Source organism: Frigoribacterium sp. MCBA15_019 (assembly GCF_001864945.1).
Lineage (GTDB): Bacteria > Actinomycetota > Actinomycetes > Actinomycetales > Microbacteriaceae > Frigoribacterium.
This window is the reverse complement of sequence record NZ_MJGS01000023.1, coordinates 1-14,833: the sequence shown is the minus strand read 5'-3', so window position 1 is coordinate 14,833 and position 14,833 is coordinate 1. Positions and strand designations below refer to the sequence as shown.

Genomic DNA, 14,833 nt, shown 5'->3' with positions numbered 1-14,833 from the left:
GGCCCGGGGCGGGGCGGGAGGCGCGGGGCGGGACGGGGGGCGCGGGGCGGCCCGGCGCACGCCGCTAGGCTCGCGGGATGGTCACCGTCGTGCTCCCCTGGCGTCCGCAACCCAGTCGCGTGGCGGCGTTCGAGGTCGTCCGCGACTGGTACGCCGACGCCCTGCCCGAGGCCGAGATCCGCACGATCGACTCCCCCGACCCGGTGTTCAACCTCGCCCAGTGCCGCAACCTCGGCGTGGCCGGCCTGGCCGACGACGAGGTCGCCGTGATCGGCGACGCCGACACCCTGCCGCAACGCGAGCCCCTGCTCGCGGCGATCGAGGCGGCGCGCACGAGCGGCCGGGTGCACCTCCCCTACACCGAGTACCGCTGGCTGGGACGCGACGGCACCGCGCAGGCGGCCGCGGGCACCCCCCTCGAGCGGTGCGACTTCGAGCTCGTCCGCGGGGCCTGCTCGGGGGTCTACGTGACCCGCGCCTCCTCGTGGCGCAGTCACGGCGGGCAGGACGAACGCTTCCGGGGCTGGGGCTTCGAGGACGCCGCCTGGTACCTCGCCCACACCACCCTGCTCGGCGAGGCCCCGCGCCGACACGAGGGCATGGTCTTCGCCCTCCACCACCAGGCCGAGGTGCGCGAAGGGCCGCAGTACGACGCCAACGCCGCGCTGATGCAGCGGTACCGCGACGCGTCGGTCGGTGCCGACGCGATGCGCGCGGTCGTCTTCGGCGGCTAGGCCGGACCCGATCCGGCCCGGCCACCCGTCCCGCGTCAGTCGCGGCGGACCGTGTGCAACGGGCCGAGCGCGTGGTCGAGTGCGGCCTCGAGCGGCCACCCCGCCCGCTCGGACTGGCTGAGCAGCAGCCCGCCCTGGATCGCGGCGATGATCGCCGTCGCCACGCGCACCGGATCGGCCGAGGCATCGACCGACCCTGCGGCCTGCAGCCGCCGGATGCCGGTGGCCAGCTGCTCGCGCCAGGCGTCCCATGCCTCCTTGACGGTGCGCTCGACCTCGGCGTCGGTGGCGGCGACCTGGGCCGCGAGCGTGCCGATCGGGCAAGCCCAGCGGCCGAGGCTGATGTAGTACTCGACCAGGGCGGCGCGCCAGCGCTCCCACGACTCCCAGGTGCCGAGGTCGTGGATCTCGGGCTCCTGCGCCTCGAGCAGCTGCCGCCCCTCCCACTGGGCGACCTCGTGGATCAGCTCGGTCTTGCCCCCGGGGAAGTAGTGGAACAGCTGGCTCTTGCTGGTCAGCGTCGCGGCCCGCACGGTGTCGAGCGTCGTCCCGCCGATGCCCGCGGCGAGGATCTGCCGACCGGTCTCGTCGATGATCCGCTGGCGGGTGAGCCGCCCGCGCTCGGTGATCTTCGTGTCGTCCACGAGGAGAGCCTAGCCCGGCTGGACCCTCTGGTCCAGAAAGACTGGACTCGATGGTCCAGTCCGTGCTAGCAATGGACCATGCAGTCCAATCAAGAAGTCCTCGACTCCCTGCCCACCGACGACCGCCTGGCCGGTCGCACCGCCGTCGTGACCGGCTCGACCAGCGGCATCGGCGAGGCGATCGCCCACGTGCTCGCCGCCTCCGGCGCCACCGTCGTCGTCAGCGGCCGCGACGCCGCCCGTGCCCGGCGCGTGGTCGACGCGATCGCCGCCCGAGGGGGCTCGGCCCACGCCGTGCCCGCCGACCTCGCCGGCCCGTACGCCGATCTCCGCACGTTCGCCGCCACGGCGACCGAGGCCCTCGGCGGCCGTGTCGACATCCTGGTCAACAACGCCGGCGTCTATCCGACGATGCCGACCGACGCCCTCGACGACGCCGACCTGGATGCGATCCTGGCGACCAACGTCCGCGCGCCGCACGTGCTCGTCGGCTCCCTCGCCCCGGCGATGGCCGAACGCGGATCGGGGTCGATCGTCAACATCGGTTCGTGGATGACCCGGGTCGGGGTGCCGTTCGGCGCCATGTACACCGCGTCGAAGGCCGCGATCGAACAGATGACCCGTACCTGGGCGGCCGAGTTCGGCCCTCGCGGCGTGCGCGTCAACAGCGTCGCGCCCGGTGCGACGTCCACGCCGGGCAACGCCGAGTCGGCGGCGATCCTCGACGCCCTGACCGCGGCCACTCCGGCCGGCCGCCCCGTGCGTCCCGTCGACATCGCGTACGCGGTGCGCTACCTGGCGTCGGACGAGGCGACCTTCGTGCACGGGGCCCTGCTCGACGTCGACGGCGGCATCCTGAACACCCGGACGATGTAGGCCGACCCGCGCCTCCTGCCGTCCGGGCCTCGGACGGACCGTCGGGACGTCACGACGTGCCGCTCACCTTCGAGGTGAGCGGCACGTCGTGGCACGACGACAGAGCGGGACGAGGAGGCGCGGGCCGGGGCGGTCAGTCGCGCCCGGTCAGTGCCGCGTGGGCTCGTGCCCGTCCGGGCGTCTCTCGCAGGGACGCCGCCAGACCGGCCAGGCGCCCGGCCGCACCGGGGTCGCGCGTCGGCAGGTCGAGCACGTGCCGCAGCGCCTCCGCCAGTTCGTCGACGGTCGCCGTGTTCGGGGCGAGCGCGACGCCCACCCCGGTGCGCTCGAGGGCCGCGGCCCCGGCGAACTGGTCGGTCGAGAACGGCAGGACGACGACGGGCACGCCCGCGGTCATCGCCTCGGTCACGCTGTTGTTGCCGCCGTGCGTGACGGCCGCGGTCGCCGCCTCGAGCAGGGTCACCTGCGGCAGGAACTCCCGCACCAGCCAGTCGGCCGGCACCTCGCCGAGGTCGGCCCGGTCTCCCGAGCCGAGCGCGATCGCGGCCCGCACCCCGACGCGCCGCAGGGCCTCGGCCACGCGCCCGAGCACGTCCGACCGCACCGACAGGAAGCTGCCGAAGCTGACGTAGACGAACGGGGCGGCGGGTGCGGGTGCGGCCTGGTCGCCGGCGGCCAGCCAGGCGGCGACCTCGGCGTCCACGGGCTCGGCCCGCACCGCCGAGCCGAGCCAGACGTGCGGCGGCAGCAAGGCCTCGCGCGCGGGATCGGCGAGCTCGCCGGGGTAGTTGTAGAGCAGCAGGTCGCCGTGCTCGCCGAACGCGCTCGTCGACGGCGGCAGGTGCGGAGCGAGCTCGGCCAGCGCGGCATTCCACTCGCCGGTGAACGAGGCGTCGACCCGCTCGCACAACTCGCGCAGCCCCGCGATGTCCTCGGGCTCGGCCCCGGACCCGGGCCGCACCACCGATGTGCTGTCGAACCACGCATGTGGGTGGTTCGACACCACATCGGTGGTGCGTCCTGCATCGCCGACGGGCCGTGCAGCACCCGCGCCGAACGCCGCGGGCCACTCGGGCGGGCACCCGTAGACCTCGTCGCCCACGGGCAGCGCGGTCGGGTGCCCCAGCACGACGTCGGCGAACGGCACGCCGCCGGCCACGAGCGCGAGCCGGGCGCTGAACGCGAGGTGGTCCACGACGATCTGGTCGGGCCGGACCGCGGCGACCACGTCGAGCACGGCGCGGGCCGTCGCGACCGGCTGCCACATGAGGTCGGTGAGGCGTTCGCGCGCCTGGTACGAGAGCGTCTCGACCATGCCGAGCCGGGTGGCGTCGAAGAAGCCGCGCAGCGAGGCGTCCTCTTCGGCCACTTGCTCCTCGGCGCGGATCACCCCGGGGTTCGAGCCGCGCCCGAGCTGCAGGTGCACGCGCTCGAAGCCGAACGACTCGACGATGGCGGCGGTGGCCGGTCCGGTCGCGACGACGACGCGCTCGCCCCGGTTGCGCCACTCGGTGGCCAGGGTCGCGAGCGGCAGCAGGTGCGACGCGTAGTCCGGGCTGATGACGAGCAGGGTCATCGTGCGCTCACGCTCCACTCGCGCTGTTCGAGTTCGTCGTGGTGCACCGTGTCGTAGACGCCCGACAGCGACCGCGCCATGGCCTGGATCGTGAATGACCGCTCGACGGTGTCGCGTGACCGGGTCGCGCGCGCCTCCGTGGTCTCGATCGACGCCGCGGTGAGCGCCTCGCCCATCGCCTGGCGCAGGGCGTCGACGTCCCACGTGCGGGTGAGCCAGCCGGTGTCCCCCTGGCGGACGTAGGTCGAGGGCCCGCCGCCCTGCGGCGCGACGACGAGCAGACCCGAGCCCATCGCCTCGAGGAGGGCGATGCCGAACTCCTCCTTCAGGCTGCCGCAGACGTAGACGCCGCGCGGCGCCGCGAGCCCGGGCAGGCCGAAGCGGGCCGCGGCGACCCAGCGGGCGACCGTGTCGTTCGGCCGGTGGCCGGGCAGCAGCAGTCCGGAGGCGCGGTGCCGGTCCGCGGGGACGATCGCGTCGATCAGGTCGAGCTGTTCGCGCTCGTCGGCGCTCGGGTGCTCGAGGTCGCCGCCGATCAGCAGCAGGTTCGCACGGTCGCGCAGCGGCACCGCGTCGGCCCCGGCCGCGTCGGCCCCGGCCCACGCCTCGACGATCGTCGCCATGCCCTTCACCCGGTGCAGTCGTCCGACGCTGACCAGCAGCGGCAAGCCCCGGCGCTCGGGCGGCAGGGTCTCGAGCAGCGCGCGCAGCTCGGCGAGCGGCGGGGTCGCGGGCAGGCCCGCGGCGTGCTCGGCGGCCTCGGCGACCGAGCGGTCGACCACGTCGAGGTCGATGCCCTCGGGCACGATCGTGTGGCGCTCGGGGTGCGAGGTGACGTCGATGCCGACCAGCTCGCGCATGTCGCGCTCGAGCTCGGGCCGGGGGAACAGCACGGTGTGCGACGCGTTCGAGGCGAGCTGCTGCACGAGCCGCGTGCGGAACCAGAAGTGCTCGACCTCGTCGACGTCGCCGAACGTCTCGCGGGTCAGCGCACCCGACAGGTCGAGCGACTGGATGACGGCGTGCGGGTCGGGGGCGACCGTGAACACGACGGGGATGTCGAGCTCGCGGGCGACGTCGGCCGCCGCGAGGCTGCCCACGTCGGCCATCCGCAGGTGCAGCAGGTCGACGCCACCCGCGGCGCGCAGCACCCGCCGGATGCCGCGCCGGGCCGCGACCCGCAGCGGCCACGCGGTCGCCGACGAGACGGGGTCGCTGAGCAGCGGCACACGCCCGTAGACGTGTCCGGAGGCGCGGGTCGCCAGGTCGTGGACGCTCGCGACCGCCGCGTCCGCCGACCCGCGCGAGAGGGTGACGACGCGGGCGACGCGGGGGTCGTCGAGGACGTGCGCCGCGCCTCCTGCAGGGAGCACGCCGCCTGCGGCGAGCGCGTCGCCGAGCCGGACGAGGAGCGTCGCGATGCCTCCGTTGTCGCCGCTGCCGGCGTGGGTGAGGCCGGCGTCGATGTCGGCGTGCAGGAAGAGCTGGGCGATCGTGAGGCCGTCGCGCCCGGCCGGGTGGTCGCCGTCGGGTCCGTCGTCGACCCCGCGGTCGCGCACGCGGTCGCCGTCGGGCACCTCGTCGGGGGCCGAGAGGTCGATCGCCGAGAGGCGCGCGACGTCGCCGAGGTAGCCGTCGTGGCGGGCGAGCTCGTGCACGACGGAGGCGACGGCCTGGTCGCCACGACGCTGGCCGAGGGCCGAGACGGCGGCGACGCGGACGTGCTCGTCCTCGCCCCGGTCGCGGGCGATCGTGAGCAGCGGGCGCGAGGCGATCCGGGCCCGCACGAGGCCGAGCGTCTCGACCAGGCGGTACCGGGCGTCGGGCTCGTGCACGCCGATCAGGGCGCCTTCGAGGGCGACCCCGACCACGGCGGGAGCGGCCGACGACCACTGCTCGAGCGTGCGCTGGGCCACCATGCCGGTGAAGCCTCCGGCGACGACGAGCCCGATCAGCCGACCGACCGTGTCGTAGCGGGGCAGCCGCTGGCTGAGCGCCGAGGCGGCGTGCTCACGCAGGAAGGTACGGTCGCTCGACAGCAGGTCGCTCAGCACGACGTCGGCCTGCTCGTCGAAGACCTGCGCGAGGGCGTTCGTCGCCGCGATGGCGACGAGCTGGTCGTCGCTGCCGAGGGCACCGCGCAGCACGCGGATCGTCCGGGCCCCGCCGGTGCGCGCGGCGTCGAGCGCGAGGTCGTCGGCGAGGCGCATCGAGTCGACCAGGCGGTCGGCCTCGTGGATCGCGTCGAGCGAGGTCTGGATGCCCATGGGGGTGCCTCTCGGGTGTGGCGGGGTGGCGGTGCGGTGCCCGGCGGGGGCGGCCCGGGAGCCCCGGGCCTGGTGGAGCCTATCGCCGCCCGGTGACCGGCCGGTGCGGGGCCGGTGCGGGCCGGTGTGCTCGGTGCCGCGGGGGTCCGGTACCGTCGTGGGCGGCATCGATCCCGCTGCCGAGTCCCGCAGCGAGAGGTCCCACCCGTGCGAATCGTCACCATCGGAGACGTCGGCGTGCTCGACGGCATGGTCCACGTCGGCGACGAGGCGATGTTCCACGAGGCGACCGTGCAGCTCCGCGCCCGCGGTGCCACGATCACCGGCGTCTCGTCGAACCCGGCCGAGACCGCCGAGCGGTACGGCGTCGACGCCGTGCCCGCGATCGGCTTCCACCCCGCGACCACCGGCGGCCGGCTCGGCCAGCGCGAGCGTCGCGCGCGGGTGCTGTCCGCGATCGACGGAGGCGCGGATCACCTCCCGCAGGACGACCCGGCCTGGCAGGTCGTCGAGGCCGTCCGCGAGGCCGACGGCGTGCTCGTCGCCGGCGGCGGCAACATGGCCTCGCTCTGGCCGATGCACGTCTACGAGCGGAACACCCTCGGGCTCATCGCCCGACGGTTCGGCAAGCCGCTCGTCGTCAGCGGACAGACCATCGGACCGGTGCTCGAAGGCGAGGACCGCGAACTCGTCACCGAGCTGCTCGACGCCGCTGCGCTCGTCGGGCTGCGCGAGGGCGCGTCGCTCGAGCTGGTGCGGACGCTCGGCGTCGACCCCGCGAAGACCGTGGGGACGGTGGACGACGCGAGCTTCCTCGGGTTCGACGCCGCGCCTCCTGCCGGGGGTGCCGTCGACGCCTCGGGTGCGGGCGGCGCACCGGGTGCGGCCGGCGCACCGGGTGCGGCAGGCGCCTCGGGTGCGGCAGGCGCCTCGGGTGCGGGTGGGGCGCAGGCGCCGTACCTCGCGGTCAGCCTGTCCGCGCACGTGGGCGACGCCGACCGCGCGGCCTTCGCCACCGCCGTCGCCCGACTGCTCGACCGGGTGGCGGGCGAGGCGGGACTCGAGGTCGTCTTCCTCGCGCACTGGGCGTCGCTCGACCCGACGGAAGAGCGCGGCGACTCGCTGCTGCACCGGGCCGTGCTCGACCAGCTGACCGTGCCCGCGCGGGTCGAACCCACGACCGACTCCCCCGCGGCCGCCCGCTTCGCCCGCGGGGCGGCGCTGCACCTGACCAGCCGCTACCACCCGGCCGTGTTCGCCGTCGCGGGCGGCGTGCCGACGGTCGGGCTCGCAGTCGACGACTACACGACGATCAAGCTGACCGGGGCGCTCGGCAACTTCGGACAGACGAGCGTCGTCTCGGCCGCCCAGCTGCTCGGGGGCGACGCCGATGCGGTCGCGCTGACGGCGTGGGCCGGACGCGACGCCGTGCGCTCGGCGTGGGCCGATCGTCTCGACGGGACCCGCACGGCGTCGGCCGCGTGGTGGGACCGGGTCGCCGGCGCACTGCAGGGCTGACGCGCCCGGCGTCGGGTGGCGACCCGCGCCTCCTGGGGGCTGCCCCGCGTCGCGCGCACCCCGCCGGGTGACGGGCACCGCGCCAGGACGTGGCCACAGCGCCAGGCTTTCTCGTGGTGCGGTGACCACCTCCTGGCGTGGTGGCTGGCGGACTGGCCGCGCCACGCCCCATCCCGCCATGAAGTAAACAGTCCGCCACACAAAGACGTGGCGGACTGTTTACATCGTGGCGGCGTGCCCACCTCGGGGAGGCGCAGCCGGGAAAGCCGAGACGAGGAGGCGCGGCTCCGCCCGCGCGGGCTCAGCCCTGCAGCGTCGCGCTGGGGTACTCGCCGAAGCGCTTGACGTACGACGCCGTGAAGCGGCTCAGGTGCGTGAAGCCCCAGCGCTGCGCGACGGTGCCGACGGTGGCCTCGCCCGGAGAGAGCTCTTTCAGCTCGGCCTGCACGTGATCGAGGCGGATCGTGCGGAGGTACTCGGTGGGCGTCACGCCGAGCTGACGACTGAAGGCCTGCTGCAGTCCGCGCGGCGTGAGGTGCACGGCCTCGGCCAGCTGGGTCATGTTGACCGGCAGGTGCGAGTGCGTGTGCAGGTACTCGACGGCCTCGCGGAGGCGGGCGTTGCGCGGCACGAGCAGGGCGGGCGGCAGGTCGATCGACCGGTGCGAGAACGTGTCGAGCAGGGCGAACGCCGACTCGCGCTTGAGCTCGGAGCGCAGCAGCTCGGTCGACTCGCCCCCGAGGATGGTCTTGGCCGCGTTGGTGATGGTGGCCTGCCAGCGACGCAGGTTCGCCAGGTCGGGCACGGCCGTGTGGTCGAACTGCAGCGGCCCGGCGAGGGCACCCTCGTGCTCGGCGGCCATGCGCTCGAGGTAGGCGGCGTCGAAGTGCACGAGGTTCTGGCGGTACTCGCGGACCTCGAACTCGAAGGCCTTGCCCGTCGGGAACATCAGCGGCCGGCCGATCTCGAACGCGGCCTCTTCGGCCCCGACGTCGACCCGGCCCTCGCCCGCGGTGATCCAGGCGACGACGTACTCACGCTCGGGCTGGATCGCCCCGCGGATGTCGCCGAGGAACATCGCCGACCGCAGCGTCATGTCCTCGTCGCCGGCCGTCGTGTAGCGGTAGGCGAACGTCTCTTGTCGGGTGTCGGTGCGGAACCCGGCGCCGTTGTAGGTGTCCTCGAACAGCGCGCGCGCCTGATCCATGTCGCGGCCGCCCATCTCGGAGCGCACCGGGGGCAGGGTCTGTTCGGGTTCCATCAGAGTGATCCTGCCATGCCGCGGGCGCTGAAAGAACGCCCTGACCGGGCGGAACCCCCGAAACGGGGGCGGCGGCGCTCGGGGCTCACGCGCCGGTCGGGCTCGTCGCGGGACCGAAGGCCTTCGTGAACGCCGCCTTGAGCACGGCCTTGAAGCCGGAGGGCAGGCGCGTGCGGTGCAGCACGTCGGCCTCGACGACGAGTGCGAAGAACGTCTCGCCCTCGACCAGCCACCAGGCCCGCACCGTGTCGGACGGGAAGACGGCCTCGCCGTCGGGCTCGTCAGGGCTCTCCACGATGATGCGGTCCTCGTAGAGGGCCACCGCACCGTGCTCGCCGTTCATCGACGCCGAGCACTCGAAGATCAGGTCGGGGTCGAGCGGGGGCGCGAAGTCACCGAAGAACAGGTCGGCCGCCGGCGTGCGGGCCGCGTCACCGATCTCGCCGAAGTCGCTGGCGACGTTGAAGTCGCCGAACGCCGTGTCGGGGGCCGTCGAGGTGTCCCGTCCGGGTACGCGGCGCGACATGTCGCTCTCTGCGTCCACTGGTTTCTCGACTCTCGTCCTGATCCGGTGCGTACCTTCTCACCGCCGTGCAGATTCTGCACCTGTTCCATTAGAGCGCCTAGCAATGCAAGCCGCACCTCGACGGGACCTCAGTTCGGTTTGTGGCCATGACGATCGGGAACGCAGGAGGCGCGGGTCACGACGGTCAGGACACTCGCGTGATGCGCTCCACGGCCTCGCGGGTCAGGGCGCGACTCGGCGGAGTCGGGTCGAGGGCGCGGTGGATCGAGAGCCCCTCGATCAGGGCGTCGACCTGACGGGCGGTGTCCGGGTCGAAGTGCCGTTCGAGCTCGACCCGGCTGCGCCGCATCCACTCGCGGGTGATCTCGCGGAACCGCGGCTCCCGTGCGGCCAGCGTGTAGAGCTCGTAGCTGAGCACCTGGTCGCGGACCGCGGCCGGGCCGGTCAGGTCGTCGTGGACCAGGGCGACCACCGCCTCCTTGGCCTCGTCGCGGGTGGTCGCGGCGCCGAGTCGCCCCTCGAAGCGCACGATGATCGTCTCGGCGAAGCGCGAGAACGCCTCGCGCAGCAGCTCGTCCATGCCGTCGAAGTGGTAGGTCATCGAACCGAGGGGCACGTCGGCACGCGCCGCGATCTTGCGGTGCGAGGCGCCGGCGACGCCGACCTCGGCCACGACGTCGAGCGTCACGTCGATGAGGCGGTCACGACGGTCGGGCTCGGTGCGGCGGACGGTCCCCACGGCTAGATGCTCCTCACCACGCGGGCCGGGTTGCCGACCGCGACGACGTTCGCAGGGACGTCCTTCGTGACGACCGCCCCGGCACCGATCACGCTGTTGTCGCCGATCGTCACCCCGGGCAGCACGATCGCGCCGCCGCCGAGCCAGACGTTGTCGCCGATCGTGATCGGCTTCGCGGCCTCGAGCTTGTCGCGACGGGGTCGCGGCTCGACCGGATGCGTCGGCGTCAGCAACTGCACGTTCGGGCCGATCTGGCAGTCGGCCCCGATCGTGATCGGGGCCACGTCGAGCGCGGTCAGGCCGTAGTTGACGAAGGTGCCGGCCCCGATCGTGATGAACGTGCCGTAGTCGACGTACACGGGCGGCCGCACGTGCGCCGTCTCGTGCAGGCTGCCGAACAGCTCGCGGGCGACGGCCTGTGCGGCGTCGACGTCGTCGGCGAAGGCCGAGGCGAACCGGGCCTGCAGCGTGACGGCGCGCTGTTGCTGCTGCGCGATCTCGGGATCGTCCGAGACGTAGAGGTCGCCCGCGAGCATGCGCTCGTGGTTCGTCCGCGGATCGCCGGCGAAGTGGTCGATGGTCGTCATGACCGCCACCCTAGACGACGAGCGTACGAACGTACACACTGGACGCATGACGAACCGACCGCCGTTCAGCCCCGAGCTCGCCCGACGCCGGGCGGCGGTGTTCGTGTTCATGGCGGTCGTCGGCGTCTCGCTCGCCTCGTGGGTCGTGCGGACCCCGGCCATCCGCGACCTACTGCAGGCGAGCACGGGCGAGATGGGCCTCGTCATCTTCGGCCTGTCGATCGGGTCGATGGGCGGCATCCTGTCGTCCGCCCCGATCGTGCGACGCCACGGAGCCCACCGCGCCGTCGCGATCGGCGGCAGCTCGCTGGTCGCCGGCGTGGCCCTCGTCGGCCTGGCTGCGTCGCTCTCGATCACCCCCGGCGTCTTCGTCGGCCTCGCCCTGGTCGGCGCGGGAGTCGGCCTGGCCGAGATCGCCGTCAACATCGAGGGCGCCGCGATCGAGACCGCCTCGGGCCGGTCGGTGCTGCCCGTGCTCCACGGCTGCTTCAGCCTCGGCACGGTCGCGGGGGCCGGCCTCGGCATCCTGCTCACGGCGACGCACGTGCCCGTCCAGTGGCACCTGCTCGGAGTCGCGCTCGCGGGCGGCGCCGCACTGGTCTGGGCGGTGCCGATCGTGCCGCGGACGACGGGACGCTCCGACGAGCGGGCCGAGCGCGCCTCCGGGGTGCGGGCCCGACTCGCCGGGTCGCTGGCGGTCTGGCGCGACCGCCGGCTCGTGCTGATCGGCCTGATCATGCTGGCACTCGCCCTGGCCGAGGGGTCGGCCAACGACTGGCTGCCGTTGCTCTTCGTCGACGGCCACGGGGTCTCGGCGACCACCGGGACGGTCGTCTTCACGGCGTTCGCGGCGGCGATGACGGTCGGGCGCTTCCTCGGCGAACCGTTGCTCGCCCGCTTCGGCCACGCGACCGTGTTGCGCGCCAGCGCCGTCGTCTCGGCGGTCGGCATCGCCCTCGTCGTCTTCTCGGACTCGGTCGTCGTCGCGGGCGTCGCCGTCGTGCTCTGGGGACTGGGCGCCGCCCTGGGCTTCCCGGTGACCGTCTCGGCCGCAGCCGACAGCGACGACCCCACGACGGCGGTCGGAGCCGTCGCGACGATGGCCTACGTGGCGTTCCTGGTGGGGCCGCCGCTTCTCGGTTTCGTCGGCGAACACGTGGGCCTGCGCAGCGCGATGATCGTCGTGCTGGTCGTGGTCGCGGGCGCCTCGCTGATCACCTCGGCGGCGCGTCCCCGCGAGCGGTCCGCCGACGTCCGGCCTTAGTGTACGTTCGTACACCATGACGTCACCGACGACCTCTCCCGCCGCACCGGCCCGCACCGTGCCGACGCGCGAGGACCGCCGAGCCCGACTCGGCGTCGCCCTGCTCTTCTTCACCAACGGCGCGCTGTTCGCGAACATCCTGCCGCGCTACCCCGCCATCAAGGACGGCCTCGACCTGTCGAACGCCGACTTCGGCCTGGCAGTCGCGGCGTTCCCGGTCGGCGCGCTCGTCGCGGGACTCGGCGCCGGGTGGCTGATCCGTCGCTTCCGGTCGTCACGGGTGGCCGTGATCGGCACGGTGATCACCGGGGTCGCCGTGCTGCTGGCGGGCATCGCCCCGGTCGGCGGACTGCTGGCGGCGGGCTTCCTGCTCGCCGGCGCCCTGGACGCCATCGTCGACGTCTCGCAGAACTCGCACGGGCTGCGCGTGCAGTACCGCTACCGCCGCTCGATCCTCAACTCGTTCCACGCCGTGTGGAGCGTCGGTGCCGTCCTCGGCGGCCTGATGGGCGGCGCGGCGGCCGGACTCGACATCCCGATCGTCTGGCACCTCGGGGCGTCGGCGCTCGTCTTCGCCGTCGTGGCGCTCGTCGCGTACCCGCTCCTGCTCGCCGGGCCCGAACCGGCCGAGGGCACCCCCGAGACGTCCGACGCGGTGGTCGAGCCCGGCGCCGACGTGGCGGCGGGCGCGGGACCGGGCGTCGCACCCGCGGCGGGCGGTCCCGACGACTCGGCCCGCGCCTCCTCGGCTCGCGACGGCCGCCAGGTCTCTCCCGGGTTCGTCGCGAAGTGGGGCGTGCTGCTGGCCCTGGTCGTCATCGCGTCGTCGGGCGCCGTGGTCGAGGACGCGGGCAGCACGTGGGCCGCCCTCTACCTGGGGTCGCTCGGGGCCGGCGTGACGGTCGCCGCCCTCGGGTTCGTCTCGCTGCAGGGGGCCCAGTTCGTCGGACGCCTGCTCGGCGACGGCATGGTCGACCGCTTCGGCCAGAAGGCCGTCGCCCGGGCCGGCGGCGTGTTCGTCGCGGTGGGCATGGGCGTCGCGCTGGCGTTCCCCTCGGTGATCGGCACGATCGTCGGCTTCGCGGCGGCAGGGTTCGGCGTCGCGACCCTGATCCCCGCGGCGATGCACGCGGCGGACAACCTGCCCGGGTTCCGGGCCGGCACGGGGCTGACGCTGGTGAGCTGGCTGCTGCGGCTGGGGTTCCTGGCGTCGCCGCCCGTCGTCGGGTTCGTCGCGGACTCGGTCGGACTGCGGTACGGACTGCTGCTCGTGCCCGTGGTGGGCGTCGCCGTGGTGCTGCTCGGCGGGGTGCTCGAGGGGCGCCGGGCCCGGGGGTCGGCGCCGCGCGGCAGCTGATCCGGTACGGACCGGATCGAGGTCGCACCAGCGTCGCGTCGTCGAACCGTGTTCCGGGGTGGTTCGACGATGCGACGGTGGTGCGGCCTCGCGGCACGTGCCGTTCACGGCGCGACTCCCGGTCGGAGGCTCGACGGCGACGCAGCGCGGCCGGTCAGGGCAGGCCGAGCAGGCGCAGACCCGCGGCGGCGGCGGCCCCGGCGATCACCACGACGAGGAACGGCGCCCGCAGCAGCAGGGCCACCGCCGCCGCGACCAGCGCCCCGAGCCGGGCGTCGACCACGAGCTGCTGCCCGGTGGCGACGGCGTTCGCGACGGTCAGCGACGCCAGCAACCCGATCGTGAGGGTACCCGCGACCCGCGCCACGCGAGGGTTCGTCAGCCAGCGGCGGGGCACGAGGTACCCGAGCAGCTTGGTGGCGTAGGCGACCACGCAGGCGACGGCGATCCAGACCCAGGTGCTCACGCCGCGCCTCCTCGGCTCGTGGGGTCGGCGCCCGGGGCGGCGGCCGGCGCCGGGTCGGGACGCTCGCGCGCACCCCGCCAACCCAGGGCCGCGGCGACGACGGCCGCCACCAGGATCGGCACCCCCGGAGGCACGAACGGCACCGCGACGACGGTCACCACGGCGCACGCGACGGCGACCGCGGCCGCGTCACGGGAACAAAGGCGCGGCCACAGCAACGCGAGGAACGCCGCGACGGCCGCCCCGTCGAGCCCCCAGTCGCGAGGGTCGCCCATCGCGTCCCCGGCGAGCGCGCCGACCAGGGTGAAGAGGTTCCAAAGCACGAAGACGCCGACGCCTGCGACCCAGAAGCCGCGGCGCTGCTCGTCGGGGTCGGTCTGACCGGTGCTCGTGGCGAGCGACTCGTCGATCGTGACGTGAGCGGCGACCACCCGACGCCAGCCGCGCGGGTGCAGCAGGGCGTTGAGCTGCATACCGTAGACCGCGTTGCGGATGCCGAGCAGGGCCGCGGCGGACGCGGCTGCCGAACCCGCGCCTCCTCCGGCGACGACGCCGACGAAGGCGAACTGCGAACCGCCGGAGAACAGCAGCAGGCTCAGGACGCAGGTCTGCGCGGTGGTCAGACCCGAGGCCACGGCGAGCGCCCCGAACGAGACGCCGTAGAGGCCGGTCGCGACGGCGATCGAGACCCCGACGCGGATGCCGGGCGAACGGAGCCACGGGGTCGGGGCGGCGGCCGGAGTCGGGGCGGCGGCCGGGGTGGCGGCCGGGGTCGGGGCGGCGGCCGGGGTCGGGGCGGCGGCCGGGGTCGGGGCGGTGGCCGGAGTCGGTGCGGCGGTGGCGGCCGGAGTCGGGGTCGGGGTCGGGGTCGGGGTCGGGGTCGGGGTCGGGCCGGACGGAGTGGCGGGCTCGGCTGGTTGCCGGTCCCCGGGGAGCGGTTCGGGCGCGGGGGTGGACGGCACGGCTCCAGCGTAGGGCGGTCGAACGGGGCCCCGGGGCGGGTCGCACCACCGATGCG

The 14,833-nt window shown here is 74.4% G+C and carries 14 protein-coding genes; 5 read left to right on the top strand and 9 right to left on the bottom strand.

The window, feature by feature from the left end:
- The first annotated feature begins 77 nt into the window (after positions 1 to 77).
- Entirely contained in the window at positions 78 to 734 is a 657-nt protein-coding gene (locus tag BIV04_RS16045) for a hypothetical protein (RefSeq protein WP_143048750.1), read from the top strand.
- Positions 735 to 769: 35 nt separating this feature from the next.
- Here BIV04_RS16045 and BIV04_RS16040 read toward each other — a convergent pair whose 3' ends face one another.
- Positions 770 to 1,378, bottom strand: a complete 609-nt coding sequence (locus tag BIV04_RS16040; RefSeq protein ID WP_071257643.1) for a TetR/AcrR family transcriptional regulator — start codon at positions 1,376 to 1,378, stop codon at positions 770 to 772.
- 78 nt (positions 1,379 to 1,456) lie between these two features.
- Here BIV04_RS16040 and BIV04_RS16035 point away from each other — a divergent pair, with 78 nt between their 5' ends.
- A complete protein-coding gene (locus tag BIV04_RS16035; protein ID WP_071257642.1) occupies positions 1,457 to 2,254 on the top strand; it encodes an SDR family NAD(P)-dependent oxidoreductase in 798 nt (265 codons plus the stop codon).
- 133 nt (positions 2,255 to 2,387) lie between these two features.
- Here BIV04_RS16035 and BIV04_RS16030 read toward each other — a convergent pair whose 3' ends face one another.
- Both BIV04_RS16030 and BIV04_RS16025 read right to left on the bottom strand, forming a co-directional pair.
- Complete coding sequence (locus tag BIV04_RS16030; protein WP_071257766.1) at positions 2,388 to 3,830, bottom strand: glycosyltransferase; 1,443 nt, start codon at positions 3,828 to 3,830, stop codon at positions 2,388 to 2,390.
- Positions 3,827 to 6,097, bottom strand: a complete 2,271-nt coding sequence (locus tag BIV04_RS16025; protein WP_071257640.1) for a glycosyltransferase — start codon at positions 6,095 to 6,097, stop codon at positions 3,827 to 3,829. The genes BIV04_RS16030 and BIV04_RS16025 overlap by 4 nt, the downstream gene beginning before the upstream one ends.
- Positions 6,098 to 6,304: 207 nt before the next feature.
- Between BIV04_RS16025 and BIV04_RS16020 the strand changes: the two genes are divergently transcribed.
- The gene (locus BIV04_RS16020) at positions 6,305 to 7,615 is read left to right on the top strand and encodes a polysaccharide pyruvyl transferase family protein (RefSeq protein ID WP_071257636.1); all 1,311 of its coding nucleotides are present in this window, start codon (positions 6,305 to 6,307) and stop codon (positions 7,613 to 7,615) included.
- A gap of 301 nt (positions 7,616 to 7,916) precedes the next feature.
- Here the strand turns inward: BIV04_RS16020 and BIV04_RS16015 are convergent, their stop codons facing one another.
- The 4 genes from BIV04_RS16015 to BIV04_RS16000 all read right to left on the bottom strand — a co-directional run bounded on the left by BIV04_RS16015 (position 7,917) and on the right by BIV04_RS16000 (position 10,728).
- Positions 7,917 to 8,876, bottom strand: a complete 960-nt coding sequence (locus tag BIV04_RS16015) for a helix-turn-helix transcriptional regulator (protein WP_071257633.1) — start codon at positions 8,874 to 8,876, stop codon at positions 7,917 to 7,919.
- An 85-nt stretch (positions 8,877 to 8,961) separates the two neighbouring features.
- A complete protein-coding gene (locus BIV04_RS16010) occupies positions 8,962 to 9,420 on the bottom strand; it encodes a hypothetical protein (RefSeq protein ID WP_071257629.1) in 459 nt (152 codons plus the stop codon).
- Positions 9,421 to 9,586: 166 nt separating this feature from the next.
- On the bottom strand, positions 9,587 to 10,141 hold the full coding sequence (locus BIV04_RS16005; protein ID WP_071257627.1) for a TetR/AcrR family transcriptional regulator: 555 nt from the start codon (positions 10,139 to 10,141) through the stop codon (positions 9,587 to 9,589).
- 2 nt (positions 10,142 to 10,143) lie between these two features.
- Positions 10,144 to 10,728, bottom strand: a complete 585-nt coding sequence (locus BIV04_RS16000; protein WP_071257624.1) for a sugar O-acetyltransferase — start codon at positions 10,726 to 10,728, stop codon at positions 10,144 to 10,146.
- Positions 10,729 to 10,774: 46 nt separating this feature from the next.
- Here BIV04_RS16000 and BIV04_RS15995 point away from each other — a divergent pair, with 46 nt between their 5' ends.
- Both BIV04_RS15995 and BIV04_RS15990 read left to right on the top strand, forming a co-directional pair.
- The gene (locus tag BIV04_RS15995; RefSeq protein ID WP_071257622.1) at positions 10,775 to 11,992 is read left to right on the top strand and encodes an MFS transporter; all 1,218 of its coding nucleotides are present in this window, start codon (positions 10,775 to 10,777) and stop codon (positions 11,990 to 11,992) included.
- Positions 11,993 to 12,008: 16 nt separating this feature from the next.
- A complete protein-coding gene (locus tag BIV04_RS15990; protein WP_071257620.1) occupies positions 12,009 to 13,349 on the top strand; it encodes an MFS transporter in 1,341 nt (446 codons plus the stop codon).
- Positions 13,350 to 13,503: 154 nt separating this feature from the next.
- On the opposite strand, the gene BIV04_RS15985 is transcribed toward BIV04_RS15990, so the two are convergent.
- Together BIV04_RS15985 and BIV04_RS15980 are read right to left on the bottom strand one after the other, a co-directional pair.
- On the bottom strand, positions 13,504 to 13,815 hold the full coding sequence (locus tag BIV04_RS15985; protein ID WP_071257617.1) for an AzlD domain-containing protein: 312 nt from the start codon (positions 13,813 to 13,815) through the stop codon (positions 13,504 to 13,506).
- Entirely contained in the window at positions 13,812 to 14,516 is a 705-nt protein-coding gene (locus tag BIV04_RS15980; RefSeq protein ID WP_071257764.1) for an AzlC family ABC transporter permease, read from the bottom strand. The genes BIV04_RS15985 and BIV04_RS15980 overlap by 4 nt, the downstream gene beginning before the upstream one ends.
- Positions 14,517 to 14,833: the final 317 nt, after the last annotated feature.

Bases quoted from the DNA above. Each gene is read 5' to 3' on its own strand.
- BIV04_RS16045 (WP_143048750.1), top strand. From the start codon at position 78: ATGGTCACCGTCGTGCTCCCCTGGCGTCCGCAACCCAGTCGCGTGGCG.
- BIV04_RS16035 (WP_071257642.1), top strand. From the start codon at position 1,457: ATGCAGTCCAATCAAGAAGTCCTCGACTCCCTGCCCACCGACGACCGC.
- BIV04_RS16030 (WP_071257766.1), bottom strand. From the start codon at position 3,830: ATGACCCTGCTCGTCATCAGCCCGGACTACGCGTCGCACCTGCTGCCG.
- BIV04_RS16025 (WP_071257640.1), bottom strand. From the start codon at position 6,097: ATGGGCATCCAGACCTCGCTCGACGCGATCCACGAGGCCGACCGCCTG.
- BIV04_RS16015 (WP_071257633.1), bottom strand. From the start codon at position 8,876: ATGGAACCCGAACAGACCCTGCCCCCGGTGCGCTCCGAGATGGGCGGC.
- BIV04_RS16000 (WP_071257624.1), bottom strand. From the start codon at position 10,728: ATGACGACCATCGACCACTTCGCCGGCGATCCGCGGACGAACCACGAG.
- BIV04_RS15995 (WP_071257622.1), top strand. From the start codon at position 10,775: ATGACGAACCGACCGCCGTTCAGCCCCGAGCTCGCCCGACGCCGGGCG.
- BIV04_RS15990 (WP_071257620.1), top strand. From the start codon at position 12,009: ATGACGTCACCGACGACCTCTCCCGCCGCACCGGCCCGCACCGTGCCG.